We start from the raw sequence: 18,457 nt of genomic DNA on the forward strand, positions 1-18,457 counted from the left end.
CCTTCAAGGTGCTCATCAAGGAGATGCAGTCGCTGTGCCTCAACGTCGAGGTGCTCTCCAGCGACGGCATGTCCATCGAGATGCGCGACACCGACGAGGACGTCTTCCGCGCGGCGGAGGAGCTCGGCATCGACCTGTCCCGGCGTGAGCCGAGCAGCGTCGAGGAAGTCTGACGGGTCCACACGTGCGGCCCGCGCCGGAGGGGACTCCGGCGCGGGCCCGACGCACTTCAGGAGCTTGTGAGCACGGCGAGCCGCTGGGTCGCCCGGGTCATCGCGACGTAGCGGTCGACCGCTCCCTCGATGCCCTCGCCCCACCTTTCCGGGTCGATGAGGACGACCAGGTCGAACTCGAGCCCCTTCGACAGCTCCGGGGTCAGCGACCTTACGCGGGACGTCGCCTGGAACGTGGGATCGCCGATGACGCAGGCGATCCCGTCGGCGTGCGCGGCGAGCCAGGTGTCGAGGATCGAGCCCAGATCCGAAACGGAACCGTGCACGACGGGCACGCCGCCGCTGCGGATGGAGGTCGGCACGTTGGCGTCCGGGAGCGCGGCCCTGATGACCGGCTCGGCTTCCGTCATGACCTCTTCCGGCGTCCGGTAGTTGATGCTCAGGGAGGCCAGGTCGATCCGGTCGAGCCCGACCCGTTCGAGCCGTTCCCGCCACGACTCCGTGAACCCGTGCCTGGCCTGCGCACGGTCGCCGACGATGGTGAAGCTCCGGGACGGGCACCGGAGCAGCAACATCTGCCACTCCGCGTCGGTCAGCTCCTGAGCCTCGTCCACGACGATGTGCGCGAACGGGCCGGCGAGCCGGTCCGGGTCGGCGCCGGGCAGCGCGGTCTCGTCGATCAGGGCGTCCCGTACGTCCTGTCCGTGCAGCATCGTCACCACGCCTTCACCGTCGTCGTCGGCCGCCAGCAAGTCGTCGACGACCCTGGCCATGCGCTCCCGTTCGGCGGCCACGGAGGCTTCGATGCGGCGCTTACGTCGTGACGCCTCCGGGTCGCCGAGCCGCTGCCGTGCCGCGTCCAGGAGCGGCAGGTCGGACACCGTCCAGGCCTGGGCGTCCTCGCGCTGCAATCTGCGGACCTCATCGGGGCTGAGCCAGGGAGCGCACATCCGCAGGTACGCGGGCACCGACCACAGGTCTCCGACCAGGTCGGCCGCTTCGATCACCGGCCACGCGCGGTTGAAGGTCGTGAGCAGCTCCCTGTTCTGCAGCAGCGACCTGCGGAGCAGGTCAGGCGAGACGTCGTCGTCGTGCTTGTCCAGCAGGATCGTGAGCAACTCCTGCCAGATCCGGTCGCGCGCCTCGTTGTGCGGAGTGCCGGGTTCTGCCGCTTCGAACGCCTCGGCCCAGTCCGCGGGGCTCAGCGAGATGTCGGACCAGTGCGTCGTGACCGTCATCCCCTTGGTGGGCGGGTTCTCGTAGAACCTGACGGCCGGCTCGATCGCCTTCACCAGGTCCGCGGACGACTTCAGGCGGGCCACGTCCGGATCGGTCTCGACCGTGGCCGCGGCTCCCTCGGCGACGAGGTCCCGCAGGGTGCAGGTCTGCACGCCCTCCTCTCCGAGACTGGGCAGGACGTCGGCGACGTAGGCCAGGTAGGGCTGGTGCGGGCCGACGAACAGCACGCCGCCCCGGCGATGACCGAGCCGAGGGTCGGAGTAGAGAAGGTAGGCGGAGCGGTGCAGGGCGACGACGGTCTTCCCGGTGCCCGGGCCGCCGTCGACGACGAGAGCGCCCCGGGATCCCGCGCGGATGATGGCGTCCTGGTCGGCCTGGATGGTGCCGAGCACGTCGCGCATCCGCGGCGAACGGCTGCTGCCCAGGCTGGCGATGAAGGCGGACTGGTCGTCGAGCGCGGCGTGCCCCTCGAACCCGTCCGAGGTGAACACCTCGTCCCAGTAGTCGCTGATCCGGCCGCGGGTCCAGCGATACCTGCGGCGGCTCGCCAGACCCATCGGGTTGGCATGCGTGGCTCCGAAGAACGGCTCAGCCGCGGGGGAGCGCCAGTCGAGCAGCAGCCGGCGGCCCGCGCGGTCCGTGAGGCCGAGTCGTCCGACGTACACGGGCTCGGGGTCGTCCGCGCTGACCATCCGTCCGAGGCACAGGTCCAGACCGAAGCGACGCAGCGCGCGCAGGCGAGCGCTCAGCCGGTGGATCTCCAAATCCCGGTCGAGCGCCTGCCGGCCTTTGCCGCCGGGCGCCTTGCGCGCGGCGTCGAGGCGGTCGGACAGGTCGGCGATCGACTGATCGAGGCTCTCCGCGATGGCCGCGAAGTGTTGCTCATCGCCGGCGATCAGCTGCGGGTCGGCCTTGGGGGAGAGGTGGTCGGGAAGGTCAAACGCGCTGGTGGTCAGCGGGTTCACTGCGATTGGCTCCGATCTGAGTTCTCTTGCGCGCGGGGCGCCCGAATCGTGGCCATGACCGGCTGGACCCCGAGGCCGTTGCCGGTTCAGGTCGCAAAGGTCTGGCTCGACGATCTCACGCGAACACGGGCGGCTTGTCAGGGTCGAGCAGCAGCTTGGCGGCCACCGTCGCACCGTCGGCGCGGATCATGCCGGCCACGGCGGTCGCTCGTTCGCGGGTCTCGGGGGTCAGGGCCGTCTTGAGCGCGGTCGACAGCGACTCGGCGGTGGGCTCCGGGCCGTCGTGTGCCGCGCCGATGCCCAGCTCGGCCACCCGACCGGCCCAGTACGGCTGGTCCGTCGCCTGGGGGACCACCACCTGGGGCGCGCCGGCCCGGGCCGCCGTCGTCGTGGTGCCCGCGCCGCCGTGGTGCACGACGGCGGCCACCCGGTCGAACAGCGCCTGATGGTTGACCTCGCCGACGACGAAGCAGTCGTCCCGGTCGTCGATCAGCGCCAGGCCGGCCCAGCCGCGGGAGACGAGTACGCGGCGGCCCTGCGCGCGGATCACCTCGATGGCCACCTGGGCGGCGTCCGCCGACGCGCGCATGGGCATGCTGCCGAAGCCCACGTACACCGGCGGCGTGCCGGCGTCCAGGAACGCCGTCAACTCGGCCGGGAGCGGGCGAACGTCCGGCAGGATCCACGCGCCGGTCTGGACGACGTCGAGATCCGGCGTCTCCTGCCACCGGTCCAGGATCGGGTCCGTCGCCAGCAACGGCCGGTCGCCGATGACATAGTCGCGAACGTCGTCCACCGGGGGTAGGCCGATCGATGTCCGATGGGCGTTGAGCGCCGTACCGAACAGCGCATTGATGCTCTGGGCGTCCAGCTCCCACAGCACCCGGTTGTCGGTCACGTCCGGCGGGAACGGCCGGCCCGGGTACGCCAGCGGCGGGTGGTGCGGCGACGGCAGCGTGAGCTGCTGGAACGTCGCGTGCACGCAACGGATGCCCAGCTTCTCGGCCACCGAACGGGCGCCGGCGGCGGCCGGCATCATGCCGGTCGCCACCAGCACGTCACATCCCTCGGCCGCCGCGAGGACCACGTCGAGCTGGCCGGCGATCAGCTCGGCCGCGCGCCGCGGCAGGTCCGCCGGTGACGGCTTAGCGGTCGTCAGCGCCCGCGCCGACCGGCCGAAGGGCACCATCGGTACGCCGACATCGGCCAGCCGCTGAGCGAAGTCCTCGTCCGGCGGCGCGCACACCCGCACCTCCGCGCCGAGCTCCCGCAACCGCACCGCGAGTGCCACCAGCGGTTCGACGTCCCCGCGCGACCCATACGTCGACAACAACACACGCACTTCTCGTCCCCCCGGTTTACGCAGCTCCTGGCCTTGGCCGACGATTCTCCGGCACGACCCGGGCCTTGCCGCAAGCCCCCCGGTGCGCTATACGTTGAGAGTGGAAGGGGTGGGGACTCCTCTTTCCACTTCCTCAGCCGCTCGGCGGTCAAGCGTCCGGCGTTGCCGGCGAACTGGTCGCGCGTGCCTTGAGCAGGTCTGCGACGTCAGCGAGTCCGACCTCGATGCGTCCGTAGATGCGGGGGTTGAGCAGTCTCGTACCGTCGAAGTCCCCGGCGGATGCGAAGAACGCGACGGGCACGGTCAGCGCCTGGAAGAAGGCGAACAGCGGCCGCAGCGCGTGCTCCAGGACAAGCGCATGGTGGTCGCCTCCGCCCGTCGCGGCAAGGAGGACGGGCTTGTTCGCGAGCGCGTACTGGTCGACAAGGTCGAAGAAGTGCTTGAACATGCCGGGGTACGTACCTCGGAAAACGGGTGCCGCGGCGATGAGGAGATCGGCGTCCTCGGCCAGCCGGAGCGCGGCCTCGACCTCGGGCGTGACGTCGTCGCGCCCGATCGCTCCGGTGAACCCCGGGCCCAGGCGGTACACGTCGATCCGAGACGTCTCCATGGGGAGCATCCCTCCCAGCATGTCGAGCACGACGTCGACGAGACCCATCGTCTTGGACGGCTGATTCGGGCTGCCGTTGACGACGACGACTCGCAGCGCCGCGCCATCCATGCGCGCGGCCGGTTCCGCGTCGACGACGGACGTGGTCATGCCGTCCTCCCCTCACGCGCCGCGACCTCACGGCGCACGACCGGCGCCACCTCTGTGCCGAGCCGCTCGATCGCCTCGAGGTGCTCCTTCTGCGGAAGCCCGCCGAAGCCCATTTGCATGATGGCGCGGCTCACACCGTACAACTCGTGGTAGGCGAGCAGCTTGTCGATGATCTCTTGCGGACTGCCCACCAGCAGACCGGCCCCCGGCGACGACTGCGCGTCGAACGCGGCCCGCGGAAGCAGCAACCCCTTGCCCCGCTGGTGGTTGTTGTCCGCAATGCCCTTCGCGAAGTAGGGGTACATGACGTCTCTGGCCTCCTGACTGGTGCGCCCGACGTACCCGTGCGCGTTGATGCTGATCCGCAGCGCGTCCACGTCGTGCCCCGCCTTCGCGGCGGACTCCCGGTAGAGAGCGACGGTCTGCTCGTGGAAGGTGATCGGCCCCAGCAGCAGGGCCAGCGCCATCGGCAGACCGAGCCGGCCGGTGCTGACCGCGGACGCCGGCGACCCGCCGACCCCCACCCAGACCGGGATCGTGGCGCCGTCCGCGCGGGGCGCGATGTCGGCGTCGACCAAGGGGGCGCGGAAGCGTCCCTTCCAGGTCAGCGGGTTCTGCTCCCGGATCTTGAGCAGCAGATCGAGATTCTCGCGGAAGAGGTCGGCGTAGTCACTCAGGTCGTATCCGAAGAGCGGGAAGGATTCCGTGTAGGAGCCGCGTCCCGCGATGATCTCGGCTCGGCCGGCCGACAGCAGGTCGATCGTCGCGAACTGCTCCCAGACGCGTACGGGGTCCTCTGAGCTCAGCACGGTGACGGAACTCGTCAGCCGGATGCGCTTCGTCTGCTCCGCCGCGGCCGCCAGCAGGATGGCCGGTGCGGATCCGACGAAGTCGCTGCGATGGTGCTCACCGACGCCGAACACGTCGAGCCCCACCTCGTCGGCGGCTTTCGCCTGCTCGATCGTCTCGCGGACGCGCTGCCGCGGAGATGGGAGGGCACCGGTGGTGAGATCCGCGGTGATCTCACCGAAGGTCATGATTCCGATCTCGAATGCCATCTCTGTTCCTAGGTCGTCGGTGATGCGGACGGTAGGCCATAACTTGTCTGTGCAGGCAGATATTCCGTCCCATGATTTGCCTGCGCAGACAGCATCTGGATAGCGTGCCGCCATGGCGACCGACCGTCTGGGAGACCTTGAGCAGGAAGCTTGGGAAGGGTTCCTGCGGGCGCACGAGCGGCTCTGGCGTGCCATGGAGGCGGGGCTCGCTCCGCTGAACGTGAGCATGGCCGAGTACAGCGTGCTGTCTCTGCTCTATTCCGCCGGCCCCGAAGGCAGGCGGATGTCGTACCTCGCCCAGCGCCGCCTGATGTCCAGCGGCGGGTTCACCCGCCTCGCCGACCGGCTCGAAAGCCGCGGGCTGATCGAGCGACGGCGGTCACCCGTTGACGGGCGCGCCTTCGATGCGGTCCTGACCACTGATGGGCGGGCGCTCATGCGCAAGGCGCGGCGCCGGCATCACAGCGATCTGCGCGAACTGTTCTTCGACCGGCTCGACGATGACGACCTCCGTCGTCTGGCCGACATCTGGGCCCGCCTCGATCCCACCGTCGACACTGACCGCGGCGACGACGCGTAGCCGTGTGATCGGGTGCTGCGCGGCCAGCCCGATCCGGAGAGCGGCGGCGACCTGGACGACGCGCTCGGCCTGGTGGCGGGCCGCGTTACGGGTCTGGTCGCTGATCGGGTTGTTGCCCTGTGCGTCGACGTGGGAGGTGCCGAGGGGTTGTCGTCGATGAACTTCGCCGGGTCGGTGTAGCCGGGCGAGACGATCAGGCCGCCGAAGTGGTGGATGGAGTTGTACAAGGCCAGCAGTGTGGATTCCTGGCCGCCATGGGCGGTGGCGGTGGTGACGAACCCGCTGTAGACCTTGTCGGCCGGCAGTCCCCGCGCCCACAGCCCGCCCAGGGTGTCGATGAACTGCTTGAGCTGTGAGGAGACGTTGCCGAAGCGGGTGGGCGTGCCGAAGATCACGGCGTCGGCCCAGGCGACGTCGTCGGCGGTGGCCACGGTGACTCCGGCGCTGGCGGCGGCGTGTGCGGCCCAGGCTTCGTTGGAGGCGATCGCTGCCTCGGGGGCCAGTTCCGCGGCCTTGCGGAGCCGTACTTCCGCGCCGGCCTTTTCGGCGGCCTGGGCGACCTCCTTGGCGATCTCGGCGCTGAAGCCGGTGGCGGAGGTCGCGCGGGCCCGCTAGGCGGTACGGCACTTGTTCCGGCCGGCCAATGGCGGGCTCGCTGGCGCTGTGACCAGATAGTTCGCCGGTTTGGTCAGGCTGCGGCTGCCAGGGAGGCGCTGCCTTTGCGGCGCCGGTTGACGCCCCACAGGCGATCGTTGCGACGGAATGGCAGCCGTGGGAGTACCTCGCGCCGTGGGCGCGGATGGGTCGCCGGCAGGCGGGCGGGCTTGCCCTGCTCGCCCAGCGGGAGCGCCGCGGTGGGGTGGATCCCTGGAGGGCCCGAATCCGTCGAGACGAAGAGCCGGTCCGGGAGCGTTCCAGGACCTCCTCGATCCGGATCGCGTCCGGGTCGGGCGATTCCTTTCAGGGCTGGTGTGCTGGAAGGTGATGCCGCGGGGCGACAGTGGGCACCGTAAGGCTTCCCGGCCGATGTGGACGCGGCCCAAGGCGGGCGGCGAGTTCGCGGATCGACCAGCGGGTGAGGGGCCGGCCGAGCTCGGTGCGGCGGGCGGTGGCCGTCCGAACGTCACCACCCATCCAGCCGCTCCCATCGCCCAACCCGTCACGAACCCATGTGGTCGCAGCGCTAGCCGTCGATGATCCGATCGAGCCAGTCGCTCAGCAGCTGGCTCTCGGAGGGGCTGAGGACCTTCAGGTCCCCGAGAGCGGCCCTCAGGGTGATGGCGCCGGCCACGACGTCGTCCCCGGTCCGCGTGGAGCCGGTCGTGGCGGGTTCGGTGATCGCGTGGATGACCGCTTCGCGGACGATCCGGGCGGCGTCCATGTCGCGTTCCGCCTCTGGTGTGGCGATCAAGGCCAGCGTGGTGCCACGGCCGGCCGCGTGGATCACGCGCGCCGCCCGCTCCTCCGGGACGCGGAGCCGACCGGCCAGGGCGACACGGTGCACCAGCCCGGCGAGGATCTCCGCGGCCTGCTTGGCCCCGTCGGGCTCGGTACCCGGTCGGGGGCTCCCGTAGATGAGCGAGTACAGCGTGGGCTCGGCGAGACCGAACCCGACATGCAGCTCCCAGCCGCGCCGCAAGTCCTCCACGGGGTCGCCGCTGGGTGTCAGGTTTCGCTTCTCGGCGAGGTACGCCATGAGCCCTCGACTGGCCACGGCATCCAGCAGACCCTGCTTGTCGCCGAACAGCCGGTACAGGATCGGCGCCTGCACGCCGGCGGCCTTGCAGATCGCCCTGGTGGAGACGGCGTCCCTTCCCTCGCGCGCCAGCAGGTCCGCTGCGGCGTCGAGGATCGCTTCACGCTTGTTGATGCTGGACATGTAGCGATGCTAACAGAGCCTCCCCTAAATCGATAACAATGCATGCTAACATTCGCTTGTTAGCGATGAAGCAACGGTGTTAACTTGCAATCGTTAGCGCTTGACCGAGGAGGATGTTCATGAATACCGCATCACGCATCGCCATCGTCGCCGGGGGCTCGCGGGGGATCGGCCGCGCCGTCGCTTCCAGGCTCGCCGCGGCAGGCCAGGACGTCGCCGTCGTCTACGCGTCCAACGCCAAGGAGGCGGACGCCGCCGTCGGCGAGATCGAGGCGGCCGGCAGCCGCGGGATCGCGCTGCAGGCCGACGTGGCCGACGAGGTCGCGGTCGCCGTCGCGTTCGACACCGTGGAGGAGCGCCTCGGCCCCGTCGATGTCGTGGTCAACGCAGCGGGTGTGATGGCGCTGCAGCCGACCAGGGAGCTGGACCTGGCCCAGCTGGACCGGCAACTGCGCATCAATGTCCGGGGCACGTTCGTCGTGGCCAGGCAGGCCGCGCGCCGCATCCGGCCCGGTGGCGCCATCGTCGCCTTCTCCACCAGCGTCACCCGACTGCACCATCCGGCCTTCGGCGCTTATGCCGCGAGCAAGGGGGCGGTGGAGGCCCTCGTTCCGATCCTGGCCAAGGAATTAGGCGGCCGCGACGTCACGGTCAACGCGGTGGCGCCGGGCCCCACGGCCACGGAGCTGTTCTTCGACGGCAAGTCACAGCAGGACATCGACCGGATCGCCGGCCTGAGCCCGATGAAGCGGCTCGGCACCCCGCAGGACATCGCGGAGGTCGTCGCCTTCCTGGCCGGCCCCGGCCGTTGGGTCAACGGCCAGATCGTGTTCGCCAATGGCGGCGCAGCCTGACTCCGCACTCGACCATCTAGGAGGAACCCCCCATGGAGACGCGTAGCAGCATCACGGCACACCCCGCCGTAGATCGGTCCACCGCCGGCCGGTTCGTAGCCTTCACCGCCATCGCGGCCGTGGTGGCGGCAGTCGCCGCCTACACCAGCACAGCCCTGGGCCTGCAGGCCTGGGTCATGTTCGCGGGCTGGGTGGCGTGGTTCACCCGGCCCACCTCTGCCCGCCTCGGCATCTACGCGATCATCTGCCTCTGGCTCGGGATGGCCCTCGCCGTGCTCGGCCACACCATCGTCGAGCTGACCGGCCCCTTCGCGGGCGCCGCGGCGTTGCCGCTCGCGGTCCTGGTCCTGGCCACGGTCGTTGTCGGCCTGCGCACGACGCCCGTACTCGACAACATGCTCGCCTGGTTCGTAGGCCTGGTGACCTTCTTCGCCGCGGAACCGGAGCAGGTGCTCCCGGGACTGCTCACCCTGATCGCCGGTAGCGCCCTGGGCGCCTTCGCCGGCTTCGCCTGCCAGCGGCTGCAGCACCGGTTCGCCACGTAGGGGCCCGAGCGGGGGGACGGGGCCCGTTCCCCCGCTCGCCTGACAACCAGGAAGGACAGCTCAGCCATGCTTCTCATCCCACGTACCGGCGGCCGCCTCAGCGCCGTCGCCGCTCTCCTCAGCGCCCTGGTCCTGGTGGCCGGTTGCAGCACACCAGGGCCCGGCATGTCGCAGGACGTTCCGGGGCCCGGCACGTCGCGGAACACCCCAGCCCAGGTCACGGGCGGCCTGGTCCCCGGAGAGGTCACCGAGATCGCCGGCGGCCTGACCATGCCCTGGGGCCTGACGTTCCTCCCGGACGGCTCCGCCCTGATGTCCGAACGGTCGACGGGACGGATCGTGCACATCCGGCAGGGCCGGGATCCCGAGCCGATCGGCATGGTTCCCGGGGTCGAGGTGAGCTCCGAGGGCGGCCTGCTCGGGCTGGCCGCCTCGCCGTCCTTCGACAGGGACCGCACCGTCTACGCGTACGTGTCGGCCTCGCCCACCAACCGCGTCGTGGCGCTGCGCCTCGCCCCCGACCTGCGCTCCCTGCGCCAGGACCGGGTGATTCTGGACGGCATCGAAACCGCCGACCGCCATCACGGCGGGCGCCTGCGCTTCGGACCGGACGGCAACCTCTGGATCGGCACCGGCGACGCCTTCTCGCCCGAGAACGCGGCCGACGACGAGTCACTGAACGGCAAGATCCTGCGGATCCGGCCCGACGGATCCGTGCCGCCGGACAACCCCTCGGGAACCGCCGTCTACTCCACCGGCCATCGCAACGTGCAGGGCATCGCGTTCGGCCCCGACGGCACCGCCTACGCATCCGAACTCGGTCACCGCACGTGGGACGAGCTGAACGTCCTGCGCCCGGGACGCGACTACGGATGGCCCGAGTCCGAAGGGCAGGACGGCTCGCACGGCGAACGCCCGATCTTCACCATTCACCCCGACGACGCCTCGCCGTCCGGCATCGCCATCGCGGGTGGGGCCGTCTGGATGGGCGCGCTCGGCGGACAGCGGCTCTGGCGCCTGCCCGTCGACGGACCCCGGGCGGACGGCGAGCCCGTCGCCTACTTCACCGAGCGCTACGGACGGATCCGCACGGTGGAGCCGGCACCCGACGGCTCTTTGTGGATCACGACCTCCAACACCGACAGAGCGACGTGGGGTGGCGCCGACGCCCGGCCGGGCGACGATCGCCTCCTGCGCGTCGAACTCGTCCGCCCCGCCTCCTGACTTCCTTCGAACGGAGAATCGTCATGTCCACCATCCTCATCACCGGAGCCTCCACCGGCATCGGTAACCTCACCGCCCAGGCACTCACCCGCGCCGGGCACACCGTGTGGGCCAGCATGCGCGACCCGTACGGACAGGACGACGTCCACCGCCAAGAACTGCTCGACTTCGCCGCACGGCACGGCGGGACCCTGCACGTCGTCGAACTCGACGTCACCTCGCAGGAATCAGCCGACGCGGCCGTCGGCACCGTCCTGCGGGACGGCGGTGACCTCGACGTCGTGATACAGAACGCGGGGCACCTCTACGTCGGATACACCGAGGCGTTCACCGCCGAGGACATCGCCCACCTCTTCGACATCAACGTCATCGGCGCCCACCGGGTGAACCGGGCGGTCATGCCTCATCTGCGCAGCCGCGGCGGCGGCACCCTGCTGTACGTCGGCAGCACCATCATCGTCACCACGCCGCCCTTCCTCGGCCCGTACGCGGCCTCCAAGGCGGCTTTCGACACCCTGGCGGTGGCCACGTCGTACGAGGCCAACCCGTTCGGCGTCGAGACCTGCATCGTCATGCCCGGTGCGATCACCAAAGGCACCCAGCACTTCCCCAACGCCACCCGAGCCGGCGACTCAGCCGTCTCGGCCGCCTACGCCGAGCTCGACCCGCTCGTCGCGCGCAATGAGGAGGTGACCTCCGCGCTCTTCGTCCCCGGAGTCGACCCGAGCCCCGTCGGAGTCGCCGAGGAGATCACCCGGATTCTCGCCCTCCCGCACGGCGCCAAGCCTTTCCGCAGCGTCATCGACTACACCGAATCCGGCGTGGAGGCGGTCAACGACGTCGCTCGCGCCACACGCGAGAACTTCGTCCAGCGCATGGGGTTCGGCGAGCTGCTGACCCCGCGGCAACAGCGGCACGCCGCAGGCGGGCCCGGCACCGGATCGGCGTGACCGGCCTCACCCGACGCACCAGGGCACGACAGGCGGACAGCTGCGCGGGCTCCCTCCGGAAGCGGAGGTTCGTGAGGCGGGCAGACGCCGGTCAGGTGAGGCCCGCGTCGTGGGCGAGGAGCGCGATCTGGGTGCGGTTGTCCAGGGCGAGCTTGGTCAGGATGCTGGAGACGTGGGCCTTCACCGTCGTGACGCCCATGGCAAGGTCGGCGGCGATGTCGGCGTTCGTCCGGCCCTGGGCGATCGCCAGGGCCACCTCGTGCTCGCGAGGGGTGAGGGCGGCCAGCGCGGCGCGGGCCCGCTCGTAGGCGCCGGCCTGAGCGACGGTGCGGTCCATCAACCGCCGGGTGATGCGTGGGGACAGGATGGGGTCTCCCGCGGCGACGCGAGTGATCGCCTCCACGATCTGCGGTGGCGGGGTGTCCTTGAGCAGGAACCCGGCGGCACCGGCGCGGAGCGCGTACAGGACGTTCTCGTCGGTGTCGAACGTGGTCAGCACGATCACCTCGGGCGGCCGGGCGCGGGCACGTAGCCGACGGGTGGCGGTGATGCCGTCCACGCGAGGCATGCGAAGGTCCATCAGGACGACGTCGGGGGCGTGGGCGTCGGTGGCGGTGACGGCCTCCTGGCCGTCGGCCGCCTCGGCGACGACGGTGATGCCGGCGGCGCCGTCGAGCATCATGGACAACCCGGCGCGGACCAGAGCGTCGTCGTCGACCAGGAGCACGCGGATCACGCCGGCCATGGTAGCCGGGCCTGGAGCCGGAACTCTCCGTCGGTGCTGTGGTGGTCCAGCTGCCCGCCGGCCAGTCGTACCCGCTCGGTGAGCCCGACCAGCCCGAGCCCGCTGCCGAGCCCGCTGCCGAGCCCGCTGCCGGGCCCGCTGCCGAGCCCGCTGCCGGGCCCGCTGCCGGGCGCGCTGCTGGGCCCGCTGCCGGGCGTGCTGCTGGGCCCGCTGCCGGGCGCGAGGGAGCCCGCGTCGGCCGAGGGCAGCGGGTTGCGGATGTCGATCAGCAGGGGCGTGCCGGGAGCGCCGCGCAGCACAACCTCGATCGGCTGGCCGGGGGCGTGTTTGCGGGCGTTGGTCAGCCCCTCCTGCACGACGCGGTACGCGGTCAGCGACGCGGCCGCCGGCAGGGCGGCGGCGTCGGTGACCTCCTCGCGGAGCCGTACCGGCTGGCCGGCCTGCCGTGCGTCGCTGATCAGGGCGGGCAGGTCGGTCAGACCTTGCCGGGGCTCCAGCTCGTCCAGGTGGTCGTCCTGCTCGCGGAGCAGGTTGATCACTTCGCGCAGCTCCTCCAGCGCCTGGTGGACACCGGCGCGGACCACCCCGGCTGCCCTGGCGACCTGGTCGGGGGAGGAGTCGGGGCGGTATTCCAGTGCCCCGGCGTGGGTGGCCACCAGGGACAGGCGGTGGGCCAGCACGTCGTGCATCTCTCTGGCGAGCCGGCGGCGTTCGGCCATGCGGGCCTCGGCGATTCGCCTGCCCTGCTCGGCCTCGGCGCGGCGGGCGCGTTCGCGCAGGGAGTTGAGCAGGGCGCGGCGGGAGCGGGCCAGCGCGCCCCAGCCGAGCAGCGCACCGTAGGAGGCACAGATCAGCAGCAGCCACCAGCGCAGGGAGATGCCGGAGTTCGGCCGCCACAGCCCCTGGACCAGGTGGGCCAGGATGCCCGCGGCCGCCATCGCCGCCGCGACGGGGAAGCGCCTGCGCTGGGCCACCTGCAGCGCCCCCATCGTCGCCGCCGGCGTGGCCACCGGAGAGAGCGTGGCCAGGAGGGTGGCGGCCAGCGCCCCGGAGGCCGGCCACCACAACTGGGCAAGCGCGGCGGCCAGGCTCACCGCCGCGACCGCGACGTCCAGCCCCCAGGTGGGCCGGCCGGCCAGGCCCCACAGCGTCACGGCGTTCAGCGCGCCCACCACAAGGACCACGCCGGCCACCGCGAGGCGGTACGGGGGTCGGATCTCGCTCACCGGGCCAGGTTAGTGGCCGGTACGGGGAAGCCATCACCTACCAAAGGAGGACCCGTACCCCGCCGGGGGAGGACAGCGACCGCGCGCCCGATGCGGCGGACCAGGCCGGCGGTCGAGGCTGACCGGCATGAACACCTCACTCAGAAGACTTCTGCTCACCCTGATCGGCGCGCCCGCGGCCGCCCTGGCCGTCTGGGCCCTGGCGGTGCCGGTGGCCGGAACGGCCCTGACCGTTCGGGCGGGCGGCGGCACGCAGCCGGTCGGGCCGGTATCGGTCGTGATGGCGAGCCTGCTGGCCGGGCCGGCGGGCTGGGCGCTGCTGACCGTCCTGGAGCGGTTCTCGTCCAGGCCCGGCCGGGTCTGGACGGTCGCCGCCCCGGTCCTGTCGGTTCAGGGAACTTACGCGCCGTCGGAGTACGGCACGCATCCAGCCGTGGGTTCGATCCGATGCCGATGAGGTCTTCGGCCTCATCCGCGGCACAGCGCGGGATCTAGGCTCCTGGCCACACCCCTGTCCCTCCGGAGGCCTCCACGCCTGGGCCCCTGCACACGGCGCGGTGGAGGCCGGCCCCTGAGCCAGGCCATTTCCCGCCATCAGGAGGCGAACCGACGAGTGACCACGATGGAGCACGTCGAACGGCTACGCGAACATGGAGTGCCGTTCCGGAGTTCTCTTGACGCCGGACGGAACCTGGTGCGGCTGGCGTTGCCCGGCGTGCTGGTGCACGTGCCGCTTGTCACGCTGTCCCTGGCGGCGCTGATGCTGACGGCCGGTGGGTCTGCGGCGCTGGTCGACCAGCGGTTCCAGCTGATCGGGACGTCCGACGTCGCGCTGCTGACCTGGACGCTGGTGCCCGCGGCGGTCGTGCTCGCCGGGAGCCTCCTGGTGTTCCCCGCGACAGTGATCATCGCCACGGGTCATCTGGTCGATCGGCAGGTTTCGCCCGTCGAGGCGCTGCGGGCGACGGTGCGACGGCTGCCCTCGCTGCTCGTCCTGCTCCTCGTGGCCGCGCTGGCGTCGGGGGCGATCTGGGCCGCGAGGGCCGGCGTGCTCATGGCGACCGACGAGCAGTGGCCGGCCACTGTGGTGCCGGCGGTGGCCGCGTGCATGGCCATGCCGGGCCTGCTGGCCGTGCCCGGCATCGTGCTGCACGGCTGTTCGGGGCTGGGCTCGATCCACCGCGCTTATCGCCTGACGCGGCTGCGCTTCCTGCCTGCCGCGTCGACGCTGGCCTTCGGGGTCGTACTCGTTCCTGTCGCGGCGACGTGGGCTCTGGATGCGGGGCTCCGCCTGCTCCCCGGACCGCTCACGACCCTCGGATGGGGCCTGGCCGGAACCCTGCTGGCGCTGTCCATGACGCCCTTCCAGGCCGCCGTGGTCGCGCGCCAGTTCCTCCACTGCATGGCGTGGCGCACCGAGGTGGACGACTCGGACCTGGCGCACGGCCTGCCCGACGCCTCGCCGCCGCGCCCGGTCACGCCCAGACTCCTGCCGGTGGCGCTGCTGCCCGGACTGCTGTTCAGCGGGGTCGTGCTGGTCAACCCGTTCGGGTGGCCGGAGATCGCCGAGACGAACGTGACGGAATCCTGGACGCCGCGGGAGTTCTCCGCCTCCTCCCGCGACCGCGCCCCGGAGCTGCGCCCCTTCGACCTGCAATCCCTGCACACCGGGCGCGGCGCACACCTGATCGTGGTGATGGACGGCTTCCAGGACCGTTCCAGCCTGCTGGCATGCGCCGACTCCTCGTGCCGGAAGACGAGTTTCGAGTGGGCCGAGCCGCGGGACGCCGGCACCCGATGGGAGGCGGGCGCGGCCGGCACACGACTGCCCGACGGGCGACTCGCGCTGACCACCTGGACCGCCGGCGGGTTCGAACTGCTCACCTGTGAGGCGACCCGGTGCGTACGCGGCAGTGGGGCCGTCGCGACGACGCGCTCGCGGCCGGAGACGGTGGGGGTGGCGCTGGCAGTACGGCGGGGTGGCGGCCTGGTCGTGGCCTACGCCGAGAAAGACCCGGCGGGCGGTGACCAGCCGACCCACGACCTCGTGTCCTTCGTCTTCTGCGCGGACACGAGCTGCGCCCGCCCAGAGCGCAGGCAGGTCGCCCGCCTGGACGCGACCGCGTACTCCGCCACGGATCACAATCTGGCCGTCGCCGTCGGCCCGGGGGAGCGTCCGGTCGCCGCCCGGTACGACCCCGCCAACGGCCAGATCCAGGTGATCTCCTGCCTTGATGTCGCCTGTCGGCAGCCGCGCGTGACCAGGCCCGTGCCCCCCGTCCCGTCGAATCCCTACGACCTGCCCTGGACGTTCGGCCTGTCCATGGCCGTACGCCCCGACGGCCGCCCCGTCGTCGCTTACCGGGACCTGCACGACCAGGCGAACAAACTGCTCGACTGCCGCACCCCTGACTGCGCCCGAGCCGACGTGCGGCTGCTGGGTGCCGGAGACGAGCACCACGCGGTCCCGGCGCTGGTCCTGGACCGCGCGGGGCGGCCGGTGGTGGCGTTCGAGAGCCGTGAGCACCAACGGCTCATGCTCGCCGTCTGCACCGGCAGCCGCTGCGAGAGCATCCCGGTGTCCAGGAACAGAGGCGGCTTCGGAAACAGACTGGCCATGACCGTCAACGCCGAGGGCGACCCGGCGATCGCCTGGATCGACCACCAGATCGCGCCGCCCGGCCTCAGCTGGAACCTGCACGTCACCACCGCACTCAACCTCACGCCGGACTGAGGAGGGCGGAGGTCCCGCCGCACCGTCGAGGACGCTCGGCCTCCATGGCGACGGCCCGGCGCGATCGCGCCGGGCCGTCGTGCACATCCGCGCTCAGCTCGTGGGGCTGGAGACGGGGCTCAGGGTGAACCTGTCGAGGTCGGGGCTGTAGCCGGTGCCGCTGTCGAAGGTGAGGGTGTTGGTGCCGGCGCGCAGGGTGACGGTGGTGGTCAGGTCGCCCGGGGTGTCCCAGCTTCCGGTGGAGGGGAAGGACAGGGTGGTGGCCGGTCCGTCGTTGACGGTCAGGGACACGCTGCGGGTGGGATCTCCCGCGATGTAGCTGATGATCAGCAGGTACGTCCCCGCCGCGGGCACGGTGACGTCACCCAGTGTCAGCGCGCCGCCCTGGTAGAGGTCGCCGACCTTCTGGCCGCCGGAGCACGCCGTGCAGGACGCCACGCGTGCCCGGCCGCTCAGCGTGCCGGACTCGGCCTCGTAGCTGGTGCCGGGGGCGGCCGGGGTGGTCGTCACGGGGACGGCTGCCGACGGCGATGAGATGTTCCCCGCCGCGTCTCTGGCCCGGACCTCGAACGTGTAGGACGTGCCGGGGTTCAGGCCGGTCATGGTCGCGGTGGTGTCGGTGAGGCTCGCCTTGACGGTGCCGTCCTGGTAGACGTCGTAGGCGGTGACGCCCACGTTGTCGGTCGAGGGGCTCCAGGACAGCGTGACGTCGGTGGCGGTGACGTCGGTCGCCCGCACGTCGGCCGGCGCGGTGGGGGCGGCGGTGTCCGGCGGCAGGACGACCTTGGGCGTGATCCTGACCAGCCGGGAGCCGTGCGCCGGGATGGCGGTGGCCTGCCAGCTTCCGGTGGACTTGCCGAGGTCGCGGCGGGCGACCAGGTCACGCACCTTCGCCGGGCCGACGATGCCGAGGTCGGCCCATCGCACGGTGATGTCGGCCGGCGAGTCGCCCAGGTTGTAGACGGCCACCGCGAGGCTGCCGTCGTCGAGCTGCTTCTTCCAGGTCTGCAGGGTGCCGCCGGTCACCCGGCTGGGGATGCGTCCGGCCTGGTCGACGGCGATCACCTCGGGGTTGGTGAGGATGGAGACGGCCTTGGCGTCCAGGTTGGCCAGGTCGCCGCCGACGTACAGGGGAGAGGACGCCATGGACCAGAACGTCATCACGCTCTGCCGTTCCACGTCGTTGATGCCGTCCTGGAGGCCCGTGCCGGTGTTGTTGACGATCGGCATGGAGTCGAGGTCCGGCCAGTAGTTCGGGCCGACCACGTCGAGCCAGGCCGGCAGGTCGTTCCAGCGGTCGTCGACCGAGCTGGTCCAGCTGGACACGGTGTCGCAGTAGCACTCGATGTCGGTGTTCACGCGGACGCTGTTGGCGTGCGGCTTCAGCCCTTCGCCCGCGGCGCGCGGCACCGGCCAGGCGCTGGCGGTCAGCCACATGGTGCGGCCGGCCCGGTCGATCGCCCGCGACCACGCCTCGATGTCGGCGACGTTGTCGGCCGTGGTGCCGTCGATCTTGATGAAGTCGACGCCCCACGACGCCATCCGGGCGACGATGGAGTCGATGTAGGCCTGCGCGCACGGCCGCGAGTAGTCGATCTTCCAGTTGCCGCCCCACATGTTGGTGGGCGTGAGCGGCTGCACGGCGATGTCCTGGGCCCGGCAGTCCGTGCCGAGGATCGGGGAGTTGCGGTCGTAGACGGTCTTCTCCAGCCCGGCCGCCCCGTACAGGCCGATCTTGAGGCCTTTGCCGTGGACGTAGTCGGCGACGGGCTTGATGCCACGGGGGAACCTGGTCGGGTCCGGGTCGGGGATCCCGTTGCCGTCGAAGCCGAAGACCCAGTCCATGGTGGCGTTCCACCCGGCGTCGATGTTGATGTAGCGGTAGCCGGCCTTCTTGAGCCGGCCCGCCATGGCGTCGGCGGCCCGGCGGATGTTGGCCTCGGTCAGCCAGTCCGTTCCGTACCCGTCACGGGTGGAGGACTGGACGCTCCAGCTGCTCCAGCCCATGAAAGGACGGGCGGAGAAGTCGCTCTTCGCGAGGGCGGGACTGCTGTTCACCACGGCGAACGTGGCGGTCAGGCCCAGCACGGTGAGGAGGGTGAGGAGGGCACGGACAGGTGGGGAGTGTCGCATTCGGGTTCCTTGAGCTGGATCGAGCGGTGACGGGTCGTGAGAGGTCGTTC

General features: G+C 71.2%; 16 protein-coding genes and 1 pseudogene. 8 read left to right on the forward strand and 9 right to left on the reverse strand.

Annotated features, from left to right (window positions below):
* Positions 1-229: 229 nt before the first annotated feature.
* The 4 genes from helR to E1286_RS07270 all read right to left on the reverse strand — a co-directional run bounded on the left by helR (position 230) and on the right by E1286_RS07270 (position 5,537).
* On the reverse strand, positions 230-2,377 hold the full coding sequence (helR, locus tag E1286_RS07255; RefSeq protein ID WP_132609998.1) for an RNA polymerase recycling motor ATPase HelR: 2,148 nt from the start codon (positions 2,375-2,377) through the stop codon (positions 230-232).
* Between the two features lie 115 nt (positions 2,378-2,492).
* The gene (locus E1286_RS07260) at positions 2,493-3,713 is read right to left on the reverse strand and encodes a glycosyltransferase (RefSeq protein WP_246074555.1); all 1,221 of its coding nucleotides are present in this window, start codon (positions 3,711-3,713) and stop codon (positions 2,493-2,495) included.
* Between the two features lie 154 nt (positions 3,714-3,867).
* Positions 3,868-4,479, reverse strand: coding sequence for an NAD(P)H-dependent oxidoreductase (locus E1286_RS07265; protein ID WP_223189672.1), 612 nt, complete (start codon positions 4,477-4,479; stop codon positions 3,868-3,870).
* Positions 4,476-5,537, reverse strand: a complete 1,062-nt coding sequence (locus E1286_RS07270; RefSeq protein ID WP_132610002.1) for an LLM class flavin-dependent oxidoreductase — start codon at positions 5,535-5,537, stop codon at positions 4,476-4,478. Before E1286_RS07270 ends, E1286_RS07265 begins: the two co-directional genes overlap by 4 nt.
* 112 nt (positions 5,538-5,649) lie before the next feature.
* Here E1286_RS07270 and E1286_RS49985 point away from each other — a divergent pair, with 112 nt between their 5' ends.
* Both E1286_RS49985 and E1286_RS51675 read left to right on the forward strand, forming a co-directional pair.
* On the forward strand, positions 5,650-6,117 hold the full coding sequence (locus E1286_RS49985; protein WP_132610004.1) for a MarR family winged helix-turn-helix transcriptional regulator: 468 nt from the start codon (positions 5,650-5,652) through the stop codon (positions 6,115-6,117).
* Positions 6,118-6,129: 12 nt separating this feature from the next.
* A complete protein-coding gene (locus E1286_RS51675) occupies positions 6,130-6,297 on the forward strand; it encodes a hypothetical protein (RefSeq protein WP_342776164.1) in 168 nt (55 codons plus the stop codon).
* 68 nt (positions 6,298-6,365) lie between these two features.
* Here E1286_RS51675 and E1286_RS51680 read toward each other — a convergent pair.
* Positions 6,366-6,689, reverse strand: a pseudogene (locus E1286_RS51680) (NAD(P)H-dependent oxidoreductase); the annotation flags it as partial.
* Positions 6,690-7,300: 611 nt separating this feature from the next.
* Complete coding sequence (locus tag E1286_RS07285) at positions 7,301-7,996, reverse strand: TetR/AcrR family transcriptional regulator (RefSeq protein WP_132610006.1); 696 nt, start codon at positions 7,994-7,996, stop codon at positions 7,301-7,303.
* Between the two features lie 113 nt (positions 7,997-8,109).
* Between E1286_RS07285 and E1286_RS07290 the strand changes: the two genes are divergently transcribed.
* From E1286_RS07290 to E1286_RS07305, 4 genes are all read left to right on the forward strand, one after another.
* Complete coding sequence (locus E1286_RS07290; protein ID WP_132610008.1) at positions 8,110-8,850, forward strand: SDR family oxidoreductase; 741 nt, start codon at positions 8,110-8,112, stop codon at positions 8,848-8,850.
* Positions 8,851-8,882: 32 nt separating this feature from the next.
* Positions 8,883-9,395, forward strand: coding sequence for a DUF1097 domain-containing protein (locus E1286_RS07295; RefSeq protein WP_132610010.1), 513 nt, complete (start codon positions 8,883-8,885; stop codon positions 9,393-9,395).
* A 66-nt stretch (positions 9,396-9,461) separates the two neighbouring features.
* Positions 9,462-10,619: a PQQ-dependent sugar dehydrogenase gene (locus E1286_RS07300; protein WP_132610012.1), complete on the forward strand. Its 1,158-nt coding sequence runs from the start codon at positions 9,462-9,464 to the stop codon at positions 10,617-10,619.
* A gap of 23 nt (positions 10,620-10,642) precedes the next feature.
* Positions 10,643-11,569, forward strand: a complete 927-nt coding sequence (locus tag E1286_RS07305) for an SDR family NAD(P)-dependent oxidoreductase (protein WP_132610014.1) — start codon at positions 10,643-10,645, stop codon at positions 11,567-11,569.
* 91 nt (positions 11,570-11,660) lie between these two features.
* On the opposite strand, the gene E1286_RS07310 is transcribed toward E1286_RS07305, so the two are convergent.
* Positions 11,661-12,314 carry a response regulator gene (locus E1286_RS07310; protein ID WP_132610016.1) on the reverse strand — a complete coding sequence of 218 codons (654 nt, stop codon included), beginning with the start codon at positions 12,312-12,314 and terminating at the stop codon, positions 11,661-11,663.
* Positions 12,302-13,540, reverse strand: a complete 1,239-nt coding sequence (locus E1286_RS07315; RefSeq protein WP_132610018.1) for a sensor histidine kinase — start codon at positions 13,538-13,540, stop codon at positions 12,302-12,304. Before E1286_RS07315 ends, E1286_RS07310 begins: the two co-directional genes overlap by 13 nt.
* 127 nt (positions 13,541-13,667) lie before the next feature.
* Here E1286_RS07315 and E1286_RS07320 point away from each other — a divergent pair, with 127 nt between their 5' ends.
* Both E1286_RS07320 and E1286_RS07325 read left to right on the forward strand, forming a co-directional pair.
* Positions 13,668-13,997: a DUF6069 family protein gene (locus E1286_RS07320; RefSeq protein ID WP_132610020.1), complete on the forward strand. Its 330-nt coding sequence runs from the start codon at positions 13,668-13,670 to the stop codon at positions 13,995-13,997.
* A gap of 156 nt (positions 13,998-14,153) precedes the next feature.
* Positions 14,154-16,274, forward strand: coding sequence for a hypothetical protein (locus E1286_RS07325; RefSeq protein ID WP_132610022.1), 2,121 nt, complete (start codon positions 14,154-14,156; stop codon positions 16,272-16,274).
* Positions 16,275-16,367: 93 nt separating this feature from the next.
* Here the strand turns inward: E1286_RS07325 and E1286_RS07330 are convergent, their stop codons facing one another.
* On the reverse strand, positions 16,368-18,407 hold the full coding sequence (locus E1286_RS07330; protein ID WP_132610024.1) for a fibronectin type III domain-containing protein: 2,040 nt from the start codon (positions 18,405-18,407) through the stop codon (positions 16,368-16,370).
* Positions 18,408-18,457 lie beyond the last annotated feature (50 nt).

It is taken from the genome of Nonomuraea terrae (assembly GCF_004348995.1).
Lineage (GTDB): Bacteria > Actinomycetota > Actinomycetes > Streptosporangiales > Streptosporangiaceae > Nonomuraea > Nonomuraea terrae.

What these genes read in the sequence shown, in the direction of transcription:
- E1286_RS07265 (WP_223189672.1), bottom strand. Translation starts at nt 4,479, where the DNA reads ATGACCACGTCCGTCGTCGACGCGGAACCGGCCGCGCGCATGGATGGC.
- E1286_RS07270 (WP_132610002.1), bottom strand. Translation starts at nt 5,537, where the DNA reads ATGGCATTCGAGATCGGAATCATGACCTTCGGTGAGATCACCGCGGAT.
- E1286_RS49985 (WP_132610004.1), top strand. Translation starts at nt 5,650, where the DNA reads ATGGCGACCGACCGTCTGGGAGACCTTGAGCAGGAAGCTTGGGAAGGG.
- E1286_RS07285 (WP_132610006.1), bottom strand. Translation starts at nt 7,996, where the DNA reads ATGTCCAGCATCAACAAGCGTGAAGCGATCCTCGACGCCGCAGCGGAC.
- E1286_RS07290 (WP_132610008.1), top strand. Translation starts at nt 8,110, where the DNA reads ATGTTCATGAATACCGCATCACGCATCGCCATCGTCGCCGGGGGCTCG.
- E1286_RS07295 (WP_132610010.1), top strand. Translation starts at nt 8,883, where the DNA reads ATGGAGACGCGTAGCAGCATCACGGCACACCCCGCCGTAGATCGGTCC.
- E1286_RS07300 (WP_132610012.1), top strand. Translation starts at nt 9,462, where the DNA reads ATGCTTCTCATCCCACGTACCGGCGGCCGCCTCAGCGCCGTCGCCGCT.
- E1286_RS07305 (WP_132610014.1), top strand. Translation starts at nt 10,643, where the DNA reads ATGTCCACCATCCTCATCACCGGAGCCTCCACCGGCATCGGTAACCTC.
- E1286_RS07310 (WP_132610016.1), bottom strand. Translation starts at nt 12,314, where the DNA reads ATGGCCGGCGTGATCCGCGTGCTCCTGGTCGACGACGACGCTCTGGTC.
- E1286_RS07320 (WP_132610020.1), top strand. Translation starts at nt 13,668, where the DNA reads ATGAACACCTCACTCAGAAGACTTCTGCTCACCCTGATCGGCGCGCCC.
- E1286_RS07330 (WP_132610024.1), bottom strand. Translation starts at nt 18,407, where the DNA reads ATGCGACACTCCCCACCTGTCCGTGCCCTCCTCACCCTCCTCACCGTG.